Here is a 14,774-nt window from a genome sequence, read left to right as displayed (position 1 = left end):
CGAAACGAAACGCCCCACCCCCGAAGGACCAGCTCATGTTCGACGTCACCGAAGCCACGATCGCCGACCTGCGCCATGCGCTCGAGACCGGCGCCGCGACCGCGCTCGACCTCGTCGCCGCGTATCGCGCGCGCATCGCCGCCTATGACGGCCCCGACACCTCGACCGCACTCAATGCGGTCGTCGTCGCGAATCCCGAGGCCGAGCGCGAGGCGGCCGAATCCGACGCCCGGCGGGGGCGCGGTGAGACGCGGGGTCCGCTGGACGGCATCCCGTACACGGCCAAGGACAGCTATCTCGTGCGGGGTCTCACCGCGGCGGCCGGCAGCCCCGCGTTCGCTGATCTCGTGGCGCAGCACGACGCGTTCACGATCGAGCGGCTGCGCGCGGCCGGAGCCATCTGCCTGGGACTCACCAACATGCCGCCGATGGCGAACGGCGGTATGCAGCGCGGTGTCTACGGCCGCGCCGAAAGTCCGTACTCCGCGGAGTGGCTGACCGCGCCCTTCGCGTCGGGTTCGTCGAACGGATCGGGCACTGCGACCGCGGCGAGCTTCGCGGCCTTCGGCCTCGGCGAGGAGACCTGGTCGAGCGGGCGCGGCCCGGCGACGAACAACGCACTGTGCGCGTACACCCCCTCGCGCGGCGTGATCTCGGTGCGCGGAAACTGGCCGCTCGTACCCACGATGGACGTGGTCGTGCCGCACACACGCTCGATGGCCGACCTGCTCGATGTGCTCGACGTGATCGTCGCGGACGACACCGAGATGCGCGGCGATTTCTGGCGCGCGCAGCCGTGGATCGCGCTTCCGCAGGCGTCGGCGGTGCGGCCGGACTCGTACCCGTCGCTGGCAGTCGACGCGTCGCTCGTCGGAGCGCGGATCGGGATTCCGCGGATGTACATCAACGCCGACCCGGCTGCCGGGACGTCGGCGAACCCGGGGATCGGCGGCCCGACCGGACAGCGGATCGAGACGCGCGCGTCGATCGTGACGAGGTGGGAGGCGGCCAGGCACGACCTGGAAGCCGCCGGTGCGACCGTTGTCGAGGTCGACTTCCCCGTGGTGTCGAACTACGAGGGCGACCGCCCGGGCGCGCCGACCATCGCAACCCGCGGTCTCGTCTCGCCGGAGTTCCTGCGGCGCGAGATCGTCGACCTGTCGGCGTGGGCCTGGGAGGACTTCTTGCAGGCGAACGGTGATCCGGCGCTGCACTCGCTGGCCGCGGTCGACGGCGCCACGATCTTCCCGCACCCGGCGGGCGCACTGCCGGATCGGTACACCGGCTTCGACGACGACATCGCCGAGTATCCGGAGTGGGTGCGCGCGCACCCCGGGGCGGCCTTCACGGACATGCCGGAACTCGCCGAGGGACTCCGAGGCCTCGAGGAGACCCGGCGCCGCGACCTCGAGGACTGGATGAACGAGCTCGAGCTCGACGCGGTGGTGTTCCCCGCGGTCGCTGACGTCGGCCCGGCGGACATGGACGTGAACGCGGCATCCGCCGACCTCGGCTGGCGCAACGGCGTGTGGATCGCGAACGGCAACCTGACTGTCCGGCACCTGGGCATCCCGACGGTCACGGTGCCGATGGGGTTGATGAGCGACACCGGCATGCCGATCGGGCTCACCTTCGCCGGTCGCGCGTACGACGACACGGCCCTGCTGCAGCTCGCGGCCGCGTTCGAGGCGGCCGGAGCGCCCGGCGAGCGTCGCACGCCGCCCCCGCGGACCCCGGCGCTCTGACCGCGGTGGCGGTCCGCCACGTACGCGGTCAGGACGTCACGCCGGCCGGTGTCAGTGCGTCCAGGTGTGCACGGGCTCGCCCGCCTGCGCGCGCTCGAGGTAATCGGTGAGCATGCCGCGCAGCGCATCGGCCCGTGAAGCGCCGGAGCGCTCGCGTGCCGCCACGTTCTCTCGCTGCCAGACGGCGCCGTTACGCCCGGTGAGGCATCGCTGCTCGATGATGCCGAGGTACCGATCGCGGACCTCCCGATCGACCCCGAACGCGTCCAACCCCTCGGCCGCCGCGGGCAGCAACCGTCGAAGCACCAGCTCACTCGGGCTGATCCAGCCGACCTCCGGCCAGTACAACCGCGACTCGATGCCACCGCGTGCAGCGGCCTGCAGGTTCTCGGCCGCGGCGTCGAAGGTCATCTGCGTCCAGATCGGGCGGTCCGCCTCGGCGAGGCTGCGCACGAGGCCGTAGTAGAACGCGGCATCCGCCACCACGTCGACGACGCTGGGACCCGCCGGCAACACGCGGTTCTCGAGGCGCAGGTGCGCGGTGCCGCTCCCGGCGTCATAGATCGGGCGGTTCCAGCGGTAGACCGTGCCGTTGTGCATGCGCAACTCGGCGAGTTCCGGCGCACGCCCTTCGTCCAACGCGTCGAAGGGATCCTCGTCCGAACTCACGGGCAGCAGCGCAGGGAAGTATCGCGAATTCTCCTCGAAGAGGTCGAAAATCGACGTCACCCATCGCTCGCCGAACCAGACGCGGGGGCGCACGCCCTGATTCTTCAGCTCCTGCGGACGGGTGTCGGTGGCCTGCTCGAACATCGGGATGCGCGTCTCATGCCACAGCGCCTTGCCCGCGAAGAACGGCGAGTTCGCTGCCAGCGCCACCTGCACGCCGGCGATCGCCTGGGCGGCGTTCCAGTAGGGGGCAAACGACTCGGGTGCGACCTGCAGGTGCAATTGCACCGAGGTGCAGGCCGCCTCAGGCAGGATCGTGTCGCAGACCATGGCGAGCTGCTCGCGGGGGCGATCATCGCTCAGCGCGACCCCGTCGAGATGAAGCTCGATGTCCTCGCCGCGGGCCGAAAGGATCTGCTGACCCAGCAGGCTGTACCGCGGATCGGCCGAGAACCAGCGCTCGGTGAAATGCGTCTCGTCGAGTGTCGGCAGCATGCCGATCATGGCCAGGCCGCTGCCCGCCGACCGCGCCCGACGGTCGGCGACCTCGAGAGCACCGCGCACCACGGTCTCGAGTTCCCGAAGATGCCCGCGCCCGATCGGCCGCGGTGCGACATTGATCTCGACGTTGAAGCGCGCGAGCTCCGTCTGGAACGCCGGCGACGCGATCGCGTCGAGCACCGCGTCATTCCTGCGCGCCGGTGCGCCCTGCTCGTCGACGAGATTCAGCTCGATCTCCAAGCCGAGCTGCGAGTCCGGGGCATCGACGGGCGCGAACCTGCCGTCCGCGAGCATAGACGCCAGGGCGTCGAGGCATCGCTCGGTCTTGGCTCGGAACTGCGTGCGGTCCTGGCGCGTGAACGTCTGCGCCTCGATGCTGTCACCCATATGCCGACGGTATCGACCGGGTGCCTGTCCGTCGAGGAAGCGTCCCCATATTTCATCATCGTGACGACCGACACGTTGGTGATATGTTGTGTGCATGAGCACTGAGAACGAGCGCGCACTGGAGTCCGGCGTCGTCACCGACCTCTCCGGAAAGATGACGTACGGCTCCTACCTGTCGCTCGATCAGCTGCTGACGGCGCAGAATCCCGTCAGCGTTCCCGAGCACCACGACGAGCTGCTGTTCATCATCCAGCACCAGACCACGGAGCTCTGGCTCAAGCAGCTGCTGCACGAACTGTCGTCGGCCCGCGAACTGCTCGCCAGCGACGACCTCCGCGAAGCGCTCAAACGGGTCGCGCGCGTGAAGAAGATCCAGGACGTGATGACGCAGCAGTGGGCGATCCTGGCCACGCTCACCCCCACCGAATACGCGCAGTTCCGCGGCACCCTCGGCAATTCCTCGGGCTTCCAGTCGGTGCAGTATCGCGCGGTCGAGTTCGCCCTGGGCAACAAGAACGAGAAGATGCTGAGCGTCTTCCGCGACCACCCGGCGAACCTCGCGCTGCTCACCGCCGAGTGGGAGAAGCCCACGCTCTACGACGAATTCCTGCGCTACGCCTCGCGTCGCGGGCTGCCGGTGCCGGCCGAGATCCTCGATCGTGATGTGCGCGAGCCCTATCGCGAGACGCCGGAGCTCGTGCCCGCGATCCGCGAGATCTACCAGAACCATCAGGCGCACTGGGACCTGTACGAGGCGTGCGAAGACCTCGTCGACCTCGAGGACAACTTCCAGTTCTGGCGGTTCCGTCACCTCAAGACCGTCGCCCGCACGATCGGCGTGAAGGTAGGCACCGGCGGCTCCAGCGGCGTCGGATTCCTGCAGCGCGCGCTCGATCTCACCTTCTTCCCGGAGCTGTACACCGTGCGCACGGAGATCGGCGGCTGATGCACGCCGTCACGCTCTTCGACGGCGAGACGTGGCGCGAGGGCGTCGCGGAGCTCGTCGACGGAGGTGTGCGCGTCCGCACCGACATCTCCCGCGCAGGGCTCCCCCGCCTCGACGGCGTCGTGTGCGGCGGATTCACCGACCACCACGTGCATCTGCAGCTCGTCGACCACACCCTTCTCGCGGGTTCGACGCTCGGTCGCGTGGTCGATCTGGGCGCGAATCCCGTCGTGGCAGCGCGGCTCGCCGTTCACAACTCAGCAGAAACGTCGCCGAACCCGGCGCATCAGGCCGGTTCCGGCCCCCTCGCGCGAAGTTCTGCTGAGTTGCGTACGCGCCCCCGCGTGCACATCGAGTTGGCGGGCGCGTTCCTCACGCCTCCGGGCGGATATCCGTCGGACCGGGAGTGGGCGCCCGAGGGTGCGGTGCGCGAGATTGCAGACGCGGATGCCGCCGCCCTCGCCGTTGCGGAGATGGCGGATGCCGGGGCGAGCCGCATCAAGATCGCGAGCAACGCGCACGCCGGCCCCGTGTTCGACGACGGTCTGTTCCGCGCGATCGTCGAGCTCGCGGCGGCCCGCGGCCTGCCGGTCGTCGCTCACGCGGAAGGCCGCGGCGAAGCCCAGCGCGCGGCCCGACTCGGCGCTCGCGCTCTGGCCCACGCCCCCTTCACGGAACGGCTCGACGACGACGAGATCGCCGGGCAGGCGGCATCCGTCACCTGGATCTCGACCCTGGCGATCCACGCCGACGCCGACCTCACCGTCGCCCTGCACAACGTCCGGCGCTTCCATGCCGCCGGCGGCACGGTGCTCTACGGCACGGACATGGGCAACGGACCGACGCCGGTCGGGCTGAACGCCGCCGAGATCACCGCGCTCCGCCGGGCCGGACTCGACGACACCGCCCTGCTGCGCGCCCTCGCCCCGGTCGACGTATGCGACCCGGCATCCGTCGTCCTGTTCTTCCCCGGCCGGACGCCCGCGACCGCCGATCCCCTGCACGCCCGCCCCCTCACCGCCGACGACCTGAAGGTGTGACATGACCGACCTGCTCACCCGTGCCCGCGAGCTCGACGCCGCCGATCCGCTGCACGCGCACCTCGACGCCTTCGCCGACGCCCCGGGCGTCGAGGCGTACCTCGACGGCAACTCGCTGGGCCGACCGCTGCGCGACATCCCCGAGAAGATCGCAGAGTTCGTCCGCCACGACTGGGGCACCCGACTGATCCGCTCGTGGGACGAGCAGTGGATGGCGCTGCCGATGGAGCTGGGCGACCGCATCGGTCGCATCGCGCTCGGAGCCGCGAAGGGGCAGACCGTCGTCGCCGACTCGACCAGCGTCCTGATCTACAAGCTCTTGCGCGCGGCGCTGCGCCCGAACCCCGACGAGCGCACCGAGCGCGCCGGTCGCACCGAGATCGTGATGGAGGCGGGCAATTTCCCCACCGACCGCTTCCTGGTCGAGGGCGTCGCGGCCGAGACCGGCACGACCGTCCGCTGGCTGCACCCCGATCCGGTGCGCGGCGTCACGGTCGACGATGTCGCGGCGGTCGTCTCCGACCGCACGGCGCTGGTCTCGCTCAGCCACGTCGACTACCGCTCCGGCGCCCTCGCAGACATGCGCGCGATCACCGAGGTCGCGCATGCGGCTGGCGCGCTGATGATGTGGGACCTGTGCCATTCGGCCGGTGTGGTGCCGATGCAGCTCGATGCCTGGGGCGTCGACATGGCCGTCGGATGCACGTACAAGTACCTCAACGGCGGACCGGGCTCGCCCGCGTTCGCGTACCTGCGCCGCGGCCTGCAGGGCGTGCTGCGTCAGCCGATCCAGGGCTGGTGGAGCGCTGCCGACATCTTCGCGATGGGACCGGAGTACGTGCCGGCCGACGACATCCGTCAGCTGCTCAGCGGCACGCCGCCGGTGACCTCCATGCTCGCGATGCAGGGGATGCTCGACCTGATCGACGATGCCTCGATCGACGCCGTGCGCGCGAAGTCGGTGTCGCTGACCGACCTCGCCGTGCAGGCGTACGACGAGGTGCTCGCCCCGCTCGACGTCCGACTGCTGAGCCCGCGCGACGCCGCCCTGCGCGGCGGGCACGTCACGATCGGCCACCCGGACTTCCGCGCGGTGACCGCGCAGCTGTGGGACCGCGGGATCATCCCGGACTTCCGCTTTCCCGACGGTATCCGCCTGGGGCTGTCACCGCTGAGCACCTCGCACGTCGAGACCGTGACGGGCGTGCTCGCCATCCGCGAGGCGCTGGAGTCCGGTGGCAACTGAGCGAGCCGCTGAGCCCGACGGGCACCGTGCCGCAGTGCTCGACGACATCGATGCGCGACCCGGGAGCACTGCCTCGCTGCTGCGGACGCTGATCGGGGTCTATCTGCGGCCCCTCGGCGGGTGGATCTCGGCGGCCGACCTCGTCGCGCTGGCCCGAGACCTCGGCATCCCGACCGCGCAGGCGCGCACCGGCATCACCCGACTGAAGCAGAAAGGCATGCTGCTCGCCGACCGCGACGGTATGGCCGGCTACCGCCTGAACCCGGCGGCGGTGCCGATGCTGGAACGCGGAGACCGCCGCATCTTCGAGATGCGCGAGATGGACGACGATGACCCGTGGTGCCTCGTGTCGTTCTCGATCCCGGAGAGCGCGCGGAGCGTCCGCCACCAGCTGCGTCGCCGCCTGATGTGGATCGGTGCGGGCACGGTCTCCCCCGCGCTGTGGATCTGCCCCGGGCACCTGCAGGACGAGGTACACGACATCGTCGACGACCTCGATGCCCGGCCGTGGGTCACACTGTTCCAGGCGTCGGCGCCGGTGCCGCCGGGTTCGCTGGTCGAGGCCGCCGCGCAGTGGTGGGACCTCGAGGCGCTGCGCGCCGAGCACCTTGCGTTTCAGGAGTCTCTGACCGCGCTGCCCGACGAGCCCTTCGCCGCCTACGTGCAGCTCATCGATCGCTGGCGGGTGCTGCCCTACACCGACCCCGGTCTGCCGCCCTCGATGCTGCCCGCCGATTGGCCCGGCCGACGCAGCTTCGACGAGTTCGCGCGGCTCTCGGCGGCGCTGGCCGAGCCCGCCCTCGCGCACGTGCGCTCGGTCACGCAGCGCTGACTCACGCAGCTCTGATTCAACCCCCGAAACGCGCCGTCGTCGCCCGCACCACCAGCCGCGTGGGCAGCGTCACATGCATCTGCTCCAGCGGCTGCCCGGCCAGCAGGGTGAACACCATCTCGGCGGCGACACCGCCGAGCCGACGCATCGGCTGTTGGATCGTCGTCAACGGCAGCGCCCGCCGCGAGGCCTCGGGCACGTCGTCGAAGCCGATCACCGAGAGGTCCTCGGGTACGCGCAGCCCGAGCTCGTGTGCGACGTCGATCACGGCGATCGCCGACAGGTCGTTCGCCGCGAACACCGCTGTCGGCCGCACCGGTCCGGCCAGCAGCAGCCGCGCCGAGTCGCGGGTGGTCTCGAGCTCGTAGCGTCCGACGCCGATGAGCGACGGGTCGATCGGGATACCGGCATCCGACAGCGCGCGCCGATAGCCGGCGTCTCGCAGTCCCGCGGAGCGCAGATCCGGGCGACCCGCCAGGAAGCCGATCCGGCGGTGGCCGAGTTCGATGAGATGCCGGGTGGCGGTGAGCGCCCCGCCGAAGCTGTCCGACTCGACGGTGGGCAGGTCGGCGCGCCCGGTGTGCGGATCGATCGCGACGACGGGGATCTCGGTGCTGGCGCTGACGACGGTCGGTGTGACCATGATCGCCGCGTCGATCAGGGTGCCCGAGAGCCGGCTCAACGAGCGCCGCTCCCACCCTTCCGCGGCACCGTGGCGTGACCCGCTGTAGGCGAGGAGATCGACAGCGGTGTCGTGCACGGCGGCGCCGACGCCCTTGAGGATCTCGGCGCTGAACGGCTCGAAGTCCGCCAGAAGCACCCCGATCACCCCGGTGCGGCGCGCCCGCATGCTGCTGGCCACCAGGCTCGACTCGTAGCCGAGCTCCTTCACCGCGTCGAGCACCCGGCGCACCGTGGCATCCGCGATCCCGTACCGCCCGTTGACGGCTTTCGAGACGGTCGACACCGAGACGCCGGCCGCCTTCGCGACGTCGTGGATCGTGGTTCTCCCGCTCATGATCGCTCAGCGTAGCCCGCGCGGAGCGCCACATGGAAACTGTTTTCGAAAACGTTTGACGACGCCGTGAAACCGCATGAGACTGCATCCCATCGCGGTCTCACCTGCCGCGGACGCCCGCATCGTCGCGGCGCGCAAACTCTCGATGAGGAGAACGATCACATGAACAGCAGAAGGCTCCCTCTCGCCACCGCGGCCGCGATCACCGCCGTCGGTGCACTCGCACTCAGCGGCTGTGCGGCCGGCACCGCCGACGACGGCGGCTCGTCCGCCATGACCCTCTGGCACAACTCCACCACCGGTCCCGGCGTGGAGTTCTGGGAGCAGACGGTCGCCGACTTCGAAGAGGAGAACCCCGGCGTCACGATCGACGTGCAGTCCATCCAGAACGAAGATCTCGACGGCAAGCTGCAGACCGCACTGAACTCGGGCGACGCCCCCGACATCTTCCTGCAGCGCGGCGGCGGCAAGATGGCGGCGATGGTCAAAGCCGGCCAGCTCAAGGACCTCACCGACGTGATCGAGGGCGCCGCCGCCGACGAGATCCCGGATGCCGCGTACTCGGCGAACAGCCTCGACGACAAGATCTACGCGATGCCCGTCGCCGTGCTCCCGGGCGGACTCTTCTACAGCCAGGACCTGTTCGACCAGGCCGGCATCACCGAGAACCCCACCACGCTCGACGAGCTCGAGGCGGCCACCGAGAAACTGAAGGCGGCCGGCATCGCCCCGGTGGCGCTCGGCGCCAAGGACGCCTGGCCCGCCGCGCACTGGTACTACTGGTTCGCGCTGCGCGAGTGCAGCTCCGACACCCTGGCCAAGGCGGCCGACGAGATGAACTTCGAGGACGAGTGCTGGGTGCGCGCGGGCGAGGACCTGCAGGCGTTCGCGGGCACCGAGCCGTTCAACGACGGCTTCCTCACCACCACCGCGCAGCAGGGTGCCGGCAGTTCGGCCGGACTCATCGCCAACCGCCAGGCGGGCATGGAGCTCATGGGCGCGTGGAATCCCGGCGTGATCGGATCCCTGACCCCCGACCAGAAGCCGCTCCCGGACCTCGCCTGGTTCCCGTTCCCCGAGGTCGAGGGCGGCGCCGGCGAGCCCGGCGCGATGATGGGCGGCGTCGATGGTTACTCCTGCTCGGTCGATGCGCCCGACGCCTGCGTCGACTTCCTCAACTACCTCGGCACGTCCGAGGTGCAGACCGCCTACTACAAGGCGTTCAACGCCCCGCCGGTCAACACCGTCGCGCAGGAGGCCGTCACCGAGCCGTACCTGCAGTCGATCCTCGAGGCCTACAACGCGGCCCCCTCGGCGTCGCAGTGGCTCGACACCGTCTACGGCCAGAACGTCGGCAATGCACTGAACGTGGCCGTGGTCACCATGCTCGCCGGACAGGGCTCGCCTGAGGACATCGTCAAGGCCGTCCAGGATGCCGCGGCGAAGGCGTGAGGCGAGCGCCCGGCTGGAAGTGATCCTTCTGGCCGGGCCCGCCCTGCTCGTCTTCCTCGCCTTCGTCATCTTCCCGGTGCTGATGGCCGCGTACTACGGCTTCTTCAGCTGGCAGGGATACGGCGCACCGACCGACTTCGTCGGCCTGAAGAACTATCTGACGATCCTGCAGGATCCGCTGTTCCATGACGCACTCGCGCACAACGGGTTCATCCTGGTGATGTCGCTGGTGCTGCAGGGCCCGGCCGCGATCCTGCTGGCGCTGCTGCTGAATCGGCGGATGCGGGGGCAGTCGCTCATCCGCGTGCTGATCTTCGTCCCGTACGTCATCTCCGAGGTCGTCGTCGGCACCGGCTGGAGCCTGATGCTGCAGACCAGCGGCGCGTTCAACGCGCTGCTGACGAACATGGGGCTCGGGTTCCTGGCGACCGACTGGCTGTCGAACCCCGACATCGCCATCTGGACGCTGATGGTCATCATCACATGGAAGTACGTCGGCTTCGCCGTCATCCTCTTCCTCGCCGGTCTTCAGGGCATCCCGGAAGAGCTGCACGAGGCCGCGGCGATCGACGGCGCCTCGTACTGGCAGATCCAGTGGCGCATCACCCTGCCGCTGCTCGCGCCGACGCTGCGGATCTGGGCGTTCCTGTCGATCATCGGGTCGCTGCAGCTGTTCGACCTGGTCTACATCATCTGGGGCCAGTACATCGCCTCGACCGCCGGCACCTCGACCATGGCGACGTACATGGTGTCGGAGGGGCGCAACGCCGGCAACTTCGGCTACGGCAACGCCGTCGCCGTGGTGCTGTTCGTCGTCTCGCTCGTCGTGGCGCTGATCTACCAGCGCGCGGTGCTGCGTCGCGACACCGACGGCGCGCTCACCGGTGCAGCCGGGACCGGCGCCTCAGGAATCAGGAAGAGGAAGACACGATGACCGCCACCTCGGTACTCGTCACGCAGCGACGCGGACGATCCACCAGAGCACCCCTCCCCTGGGCCAACCCCGTGGTGTACTTCGTCGCGCTGATCGCGGTCGGGCTCATGCTCGCTCCAATCGCGTACATCATCATCGGCGGCTTCCGCACGAACGCCCAGATCACCACCGATCCCTCCGGGCTGCCGCAGCCGTGGGTGTTCTCGAACTACCTCGACGTGATCGCTGGGGGCGTATTCTGGCGGCAGGTGCTGAACTCCACCGTCGTCGCCCTCGCCACCACAGCGGGCGCAGTCGCACTCGGCCTGATGGCGGCGTACGTGCTCGCGCGGTACCGCTTCGCCGGACGCGGAGTGCTCTACGCGTTCTTCGCGGCAGGGCTGATGTTCCCGCTGACGGTCGCCATCACCCCGCTGTACATCGTGGTGCGCAACCTCGGCCTGATGAACTCGCTCGGCGGCGTCATCCTGCCCCAGATCGCGTTCGCACTGCCGACGACGATCATCATCCTGGTGCCGTTCCTGCGGGCCATCCCCGACGAGATCCAGGAGGCCGCGTTCATCGACGGATGCAGCCGCATCGGCTTCTTCTGGCGGATGGTGCTGCCGCTGTCACTCCCCGGGGTGATCACGACCGGCATCCTCGCGTTCATCGGCAGCTGGAACGGCTACCTGCTGCCGCTGTTCGTGCTCAACGACGCCGCCGCGTTCACCCTCCCCCTGGGCGTGCAGTCCTTCGCATCGCAGTACTCCGTCGACACCGCGAAGGTGCTCGCGTTCACGTCACTGTCGATGATCCCGGCGCTGATCTTCTTCAGCCTGTTCGAGCGCCGCATCGTCGGCGGTCTGACCGGCGCGGTCAAGGGCTGAGCATGATCGTCGACTCACTACGGAAAGAGATGGATGTGTCGCATCCCACCCCCCGCCCCCGCTTCTCGGACCGCGTCGAGGCTCTGCTCGCGCAGATGACGCTCGAGGAGAAACAGGCCCAGCTCGTGGGCTTCTGGGTCGATCAGGGCGATGAGGTCGTCGCGCCGATGTCGGGCGAGAAGAAGACCTCGACTCGCTATGACGAGGCGACCGCGCACGGGATCGGCCACCTCACCCGCGTCTACGGCACCCGTCCGGTCGAGCCCATCGAGCGTGCGCGCTGGCTGTGGACCGAGCAGGCGCGACTGCAGAACGAGACGCGTCTGGGCATCCCTGCGCTCGTGCACGAGGAGTGCCTGACCGGGCTCGCCGCGTGGAAGGCGGCCACGTTCCCCACTCCGTTGGCGTGGGGCGCGTCGTTCGACCCCGCGCTGGTCGAGCGCGTCGGGGCGGCGATCGGGGCGTCGATGCACAGCCTCGGCATCCACCAGGGCCTGGCGCCGGTGCTCGACGTGATCCGTGACCCGCGCTGGGGGCGCGTCGACGAGTGCATCGCCGAGGATCCGCTCGTGGTCGCCACTCTGGGCACCGCGTACGTGCGGGGCATGCAGTCGCAGGGCGTGCACGCCACGCTCAAGCACTTCGTGGGGTACTCGGCCTCGCGCGCCGGACGCAACCACGCGCCCGTGCACGCGGGAGCGCGCGAGATCGCCGACGTGCTGCTGCCGCCCTTCGAGATGGCGGTCCGCGAGGGCGGCGCCCGCAGCGTCATGAATTCGTACACCGACATCGACGGCGTGCCCGTCGCCGCCGACCCGTACTACCTCGACGAGGTACTGCGCACGCGCTGGGGATTCGACGGCGTGGTGGTGTCGGACTACTTCGCCATCGACTTCCTGCGCTCGATGCATCGGGTCGCGGCCGACCCGGCGCAGGCCGCCGCACTGGCGATCAGGGCAGGCATCGACGTGGAGCTCCCCTCGCCCGACGCGTACACGACCCTTGCCGCGCAGGTGCGCGACGGTTCGCTCGATGTCAGCCTCGTCGACCGCTCGGTGGGGCGGGTGCTCACACAGAAGGAGGATCTCGGGCTGCTGGACGCCGACTTCTCGGCTGCCCCGCCGGATGCCGTCGACCTCGACTCGCCCGCACATCGCGCACTCGCGCGCGAGCTCGCGGAGGAATCGGTCGTGCTGCTCAGCAACGACGGCGTGCTGCCGCTGGATGCCACGGCGCTCGGCCGCGTCGCGGTGATCGGGCCGAACGCCGACAGCACCGAGGCGCTGATGGGCTGCTACTCATTCGTGAACCACGTGCTCGCGCACCACCCGGGCACCCCGGCGGGCATCGCGCTGCCGACCGTGCTCGAGGCGTTGCGCGCGGAGCTCGCCGGCGTGGACGTCACACACGCGAGCGGATGCGAGGTCGAGGGCGACGACCGCAGCGGATTCGCGGCGGCGGTCGCCGAGGCCGAGGCGGCGGACGTCGTCGTGCTCGTCGTGGGAGACCGGGCCGGACTCTTCGGTCGCGGAACCGTCGGCGAGGGCAACGACGTCGACACGCTCGATCTGCCGGGCGTGCAGCGTGAGCTGGTCGAGACGGTCGTCGCCACGGGGACGCCGGTCGTGCTCGTCACGATGACCGGTCGCCCGTACGCGCTCGACTGGGCGCTGCCGCCGCGCGAGGTCGCGGTCGGAGTGACGGCCGGGATCGGCGCGGTGAACTCTCCGGCTGCTGCTCCTGCTGCTCGCGCGTCGGGTTCTGGCTCTTCGGGTGGGCGCGTTCCCGCGGCCGTGCTGCAGACGTTCTTCCCGGGCGAAGAGGGCGGCCCCGCGCTGGCCGGGCTGCTCACCGGACGCGTGGCGCCCTCAGGTCGTCTGCCGGTGTCGCTGCCGCGGTCGGCCGGCGCGCAGCCCTACTCGTACCTGCATGCCGTGCTCGGAGGACGCGCCGACGTCACCAGCGTCGACCCCACCCCCACGCGGCCCTTCGGCTTCGGCCTCGGATACACCACCTTCGCGCACAGTGATCTGCGGACGCAGGCGACGGTCGCAGCGGACGGATCGTTCCGCGTGAGCGTCGAGGTGCGCAACACCGGCGAGACCGCAGGGACCGATGTCGTGCAGTTGTACGCCCACGACGAGCTCGCGAGCGTCGCCCGGCCTGTGGCGCAGCTGATCGGCTTCGCACGCGTGCCGTTGGCCGTGGGCGAGCGGCGGCGGGTCGAGATCGACGTTCCCACGGAGCGACTGGCGTTTACAGGGCGCGACGGGGTGCGCCGCGTCGAGCCGGGGCGCATCCGCCTGTGGGTGGGCGAGGCCTGCGACCACGAGGAGACCGTGACGGCGATCGAGGTCGTCGCGGGCGACTGACGGCGAGAGGTCAGAAACCGTCGCATCCGGGCCCGAAGATGCGGCGATCTCTGACCTCTCAGCCGCGCTAGCCGCGCTCAGCTCTCGACGGCGCCCACGAACGCGCGCACGTGCTCGCCGAGCCGCATCGTGCGCTGGTCGCGCGCGGCCTCTCGATCGAATCCGGCGTAGGCGAGTGGCGGAAGCTGCCGCACGTTCGCGGAGCATCCGAAGTTCGCGCACACGAGCGTGCCGACCGTGTCGCCCTTGCGTCCGGCCGGTCCGGCTTTGCGCGCGGTGAAGAGCTGCACGTCGTTGCGGAGCGTGACGTCTTCGCACCAGGTGCACTGCGCGCGGGCGATCACGCGCTGCTCGGCCTGCTGCAGCAGGATGCCGACCAGCCGATCGCCGAGCTCGGTGACGACGTAGGCACGGCGCGGCGCCTTGGGGTCGGACCAGCCGAGGTAGTCGAGGCGTGAGAAGTCGATGTCGGCGAAGTCTGCGGGAAGACGCAGGTCGGCGACCTCTTTGCGGGAGGCGTTGAGGAAGGAGGCGCGGATGGCGCGCTCGTCGATGGGACGCATGAGAGGAGTGCTTTCGAACGGGCTCGATCAGACGATCGAGAGAGGAGGAAGGAGAGAAGGTATGACGGATCACCGGGGACGGAAATCCGCCTCCGGCCGGTCGTCAGCCTCTGCCACCGGCGCAGAACGCGCCCGTGACTCCCCTCTGCGCCTGACCGGCGCTCCTCAAGATCAGCACCCCGAGAGACTACACCCGCCAC

General features: G+C 69.9%; 12 protein-coding genes. 9 read left to right on the top strand and 3 right to left on the bottom strand.

The genetic code is table 11. From position 1 onward, the window contains the following. Nucleotides 1–35 precede the first annotated feature (35 nt). Nucleotides 36–1,745: an amidase gene (locus tag AC2D10_RS15005; RefSeq protein ID WP_484708806.1), complete on the top strand. Its 1,710-nt coding sequence runs from the start codon at nt 36–38 to the stop codon at nt 1,743–1,745. A 51-nt stretch (nt 1,746–1,796) separates the two neighbouring features. Here AC2D10_RS15005 and AC2D10_RS15000 read toward each other — a convergent pair whose 3' ends face one another. Beyond that, nucleotides 1,797–3,398: a glutamate-cysteine ligase family protein gene (locus tag AC2D10_RS15000; RefSeq protein WP_484708805.1), complete on the bottom strand. Its 1,602-nt coding sequence runs from the start codon at nt 3,396–3,398 to the stop codon at nt 1,797–1,799. Between AC2D10_RS15000 and AC2D10_RS14995 the strand changes: the two genes are divergently transcribed. Genes AC2D10_RS14995 through AC2D10_RS14980 form a run of 4 tightly spaced genes read left to right on the top strand, consistent with a single transcriptional unit; the run spans nt 3,397 to nt 7,366 of the window. Continuing rightward, nucleotides 3,397–4,248 (top strand): tryptophan 2,3-dioxygenase, encoded by an 852-nt coding sequence (locus AC2D10_RS14995; protein ID WP_484708804.1) that lies wholly within the window; start codon nt 3,397–3,399, stop codon nt 4,246–4,248. The genes AC2D10_RS15000 and AC2D10_RS14995 overlap by 2 nt on opposite strands. Beyond that, the gene (locus AC2D10_RS14990) at nt 4,248–5,288 is read left to right on the top strand and encodes an amidohydrolase family protein (RefSeq protein ID WP_484708802.1); all 1,041 of its coding nucleotides are present in this window, start codon (nt 4,248–4,250) and stop codon (nt 5,286–5,288) included. Before AC2D10_RS14995 ends, AC2D10_RS14990 begins: the two co-directional genes overlap by 1 nt. 1 nt (nt 5,289) lies before the next feature. Further along, nucleotides 5,290–6,534: a kynureninase gene (locus AC2D10_RS14985; protein ID WP_484708801.1), complete on the top strand. Its 1,245-nt coding sequence runs from the start codon at nt 5,290–5,292 to the stop codon at nt 6,532–6,534. Continuing rightward, the gene (locus AC2D10_RS14980) at nt 6,524–7,366 is read left to right on the top strand and encodes a PaaX family transcriptional regulator (RefSeq protein WP_484708800.1); all 843 of its coding nucleotides are present in this window, start codon (nt 6,524–6,526) and stop codon (nt 7,364–7,366) included. The genes AC2D10_RS14985 and AC2D10_RS14980 overlap by 11 nt, the downstream gene beginning before the upstream one ends. Before the next feature lie 16 nt (nt 7,367–7,382). Here the strand turns inward: AC2D10_RS14980 and AC2D10_RS14975 are convergent, their stop codons facing one another. Beyond that, nucleotides 7,383–8,384 (bottom strand): LacI family DNA-binding transcriptional regulator, encoded by a 1,002-nt coding sequence (locus tag AC2D10_RS14975; protein ID WP_484708799.1) that lies wholly within the window; start codon nt 8,382–8,384, stop codon nt 7,383–7,385. A 162-nt stretch (nt 8,385–8,546) separates the two neighbouring features. Between AC2D10_RS14975 and AC2D10_RS14970 the strand changes: the two genes are divergently transcribed. From AC2D10_RS14970 to AC2D10_RS14955, 4 genes are read left to right on the top strand one after another with little or no spacing between them, the layout of a single operon-like run. Then, complete coding sequence (locus AC2D10_RS14970; RefSeq protein ID WP_484708797.1) at nt 8,547–9,836, top strand: ABC transporter substrate-binding protein; 1,290 nt, start codon at nt 8,547–8,549, stop codon at nt 9,834–9,836. Continuing rightward, nucleotides 9,817–10,770: a carbohydrate ABC transporter permease gene (locus tag AC2D10_RS14965; RefSeq protein WP_484708796.1), complete on the top strand. Its 954-nt coding sequence runs from the start codon at nt 9,817–9,819 to the stop codon at nt 10,768–10,770. Before AC2D10_RS14970 ends, AC2D10_RS14965 begins: the two co-directional genes overlap by 20 nt. Further along, nucleotides 10,767–11,639 (top strand): carbohydrate ABC transporter permease, encoded by an 873-nt coding sequence (locus tag AC2D10_RS14960; RefSeq protein ID WP_484708795.1) that lies wholly within the window; start codon nt 10,767–10,769, stop codon nt 11,637–11,639. Before AC2D10_RS14965 ends, AC2D10_RS14960 begins: the two co-directional genes overlap by 4 nt. Before the next feature lie 35 nt (nt 11,640–11,674). Further along, complete coding sequence (locus AC2D10_RS14955; RefSeq protein ID WP_484708794.1) at nt 11,675–14,011, top strand: beta-xylosidase/alpha-l-arabinosidase; 2,337 nt, start codon at nt 11,675–11,677, stop codon at nt 14,009–14,011. Nucleotides 14,012–14,088: 77 nt separating this feature from the next. On the opposite strand, the gene AC2D10_RS14950 is transcribed toward AC2D10_RS14955, so the two are convergent. Beyond that, nucleotides 14,089–14,574 (bottom strand): FBP domain-containing protein, encoded by a 486-nt coding sequence (locus AC2D10_RS14950; RefSeq protein WP_484708792.1) that lies wholly within the window; start codon nt 14,572–14,574, stop codon nt 14,089–14,091. Nucleotides 14,575–14,774: the final 200 nt, after the last annotated feature.

This window comes from Microbacterium sp. PI-SA-G, assembly GCF_057215335.1.
This window is presented reverse-complemented; position numbering and strand designations above follow the sequence as displayed.

What these genes read in the sequence shown, in the direction of transcription:
- AC2D10_RS15005 (WP_484708806.1), top strand. Translation starts at nt 36, where the DNA reads ATGTTCGACGTCACCGAAGCCACGATCGCCGACCTGCGCCATGCGCTC.
- AC2D10_RS14995 (WP_484708804.1), top strand. Translation starts at nt 3,397, where the DNA reads ATGAGCACTGAGAACGAGCGCGCACTGGAGTCCGGCGTCGTCACCGAC.
- AC2D10_RS15000 (WP_484708805.1), bottom strand. Translation starts at nt 3,398, where the DNA reads ATGCACACAACATATCACCAACGTGTCGGTCGTCACGATGATGAAATA.
- AC2D10_RS14990 (WP_484708802.1), top strand. Translation starts at nt 4,248, where the DNA reads ATGCACGCCGTCACGCTCTTCGACGGCGAGACGTGGCGCGAGGGCGTC.
- AC2D10_RS14985 (WP_484708801.1), top strand. Translation starts at nt 5,290, where the DNA reads ATGACCGACCTGCTCACCCGTGCCCGCGAGCTCGACGCCGCCGATCCG.
- AC2D10_RS14975 (WP_484708799.1), bottom strand. Translation starts at nt 8,384, where the DNA reads ATGAGCGGGAGAACCACGATCCACGACGTCGCGAAGGCGGCCGGCGTC.
- AC2D10_RS14970 (WP_484708797.1), top strand. Translation starts at nt 8,547, where the DNA reads ATGAACAGCAGAAGGCTCCCTCTCGCCACCGCGGCCGCGATCACCGCC.
- AC2D10_RS14965 (WP_484708796.1), top strand. Translation starts at nt 9,817, where the DNA reads ATGCCGCGGCGAAGGCGTGAGGCGAGCGCCCGGCTGGAAGTGATCCTT.
- AC2D10_RS14960 (WP_484708795.1), top strand. Translation starts at nt 10,767, where the DNA reads ATGACCGCCACCTCGGTACTCGTCACGCAGCGACGCGGACGATCCACC.
- AC2D10_RS14950 (WP_484708792.1), bottom strand. Translation starts at nt 14,574, where the DNA reads ATGCGTCCCATCGACGAGCGCGCCATCCGCGCCTCCTTCCTCAACGCC.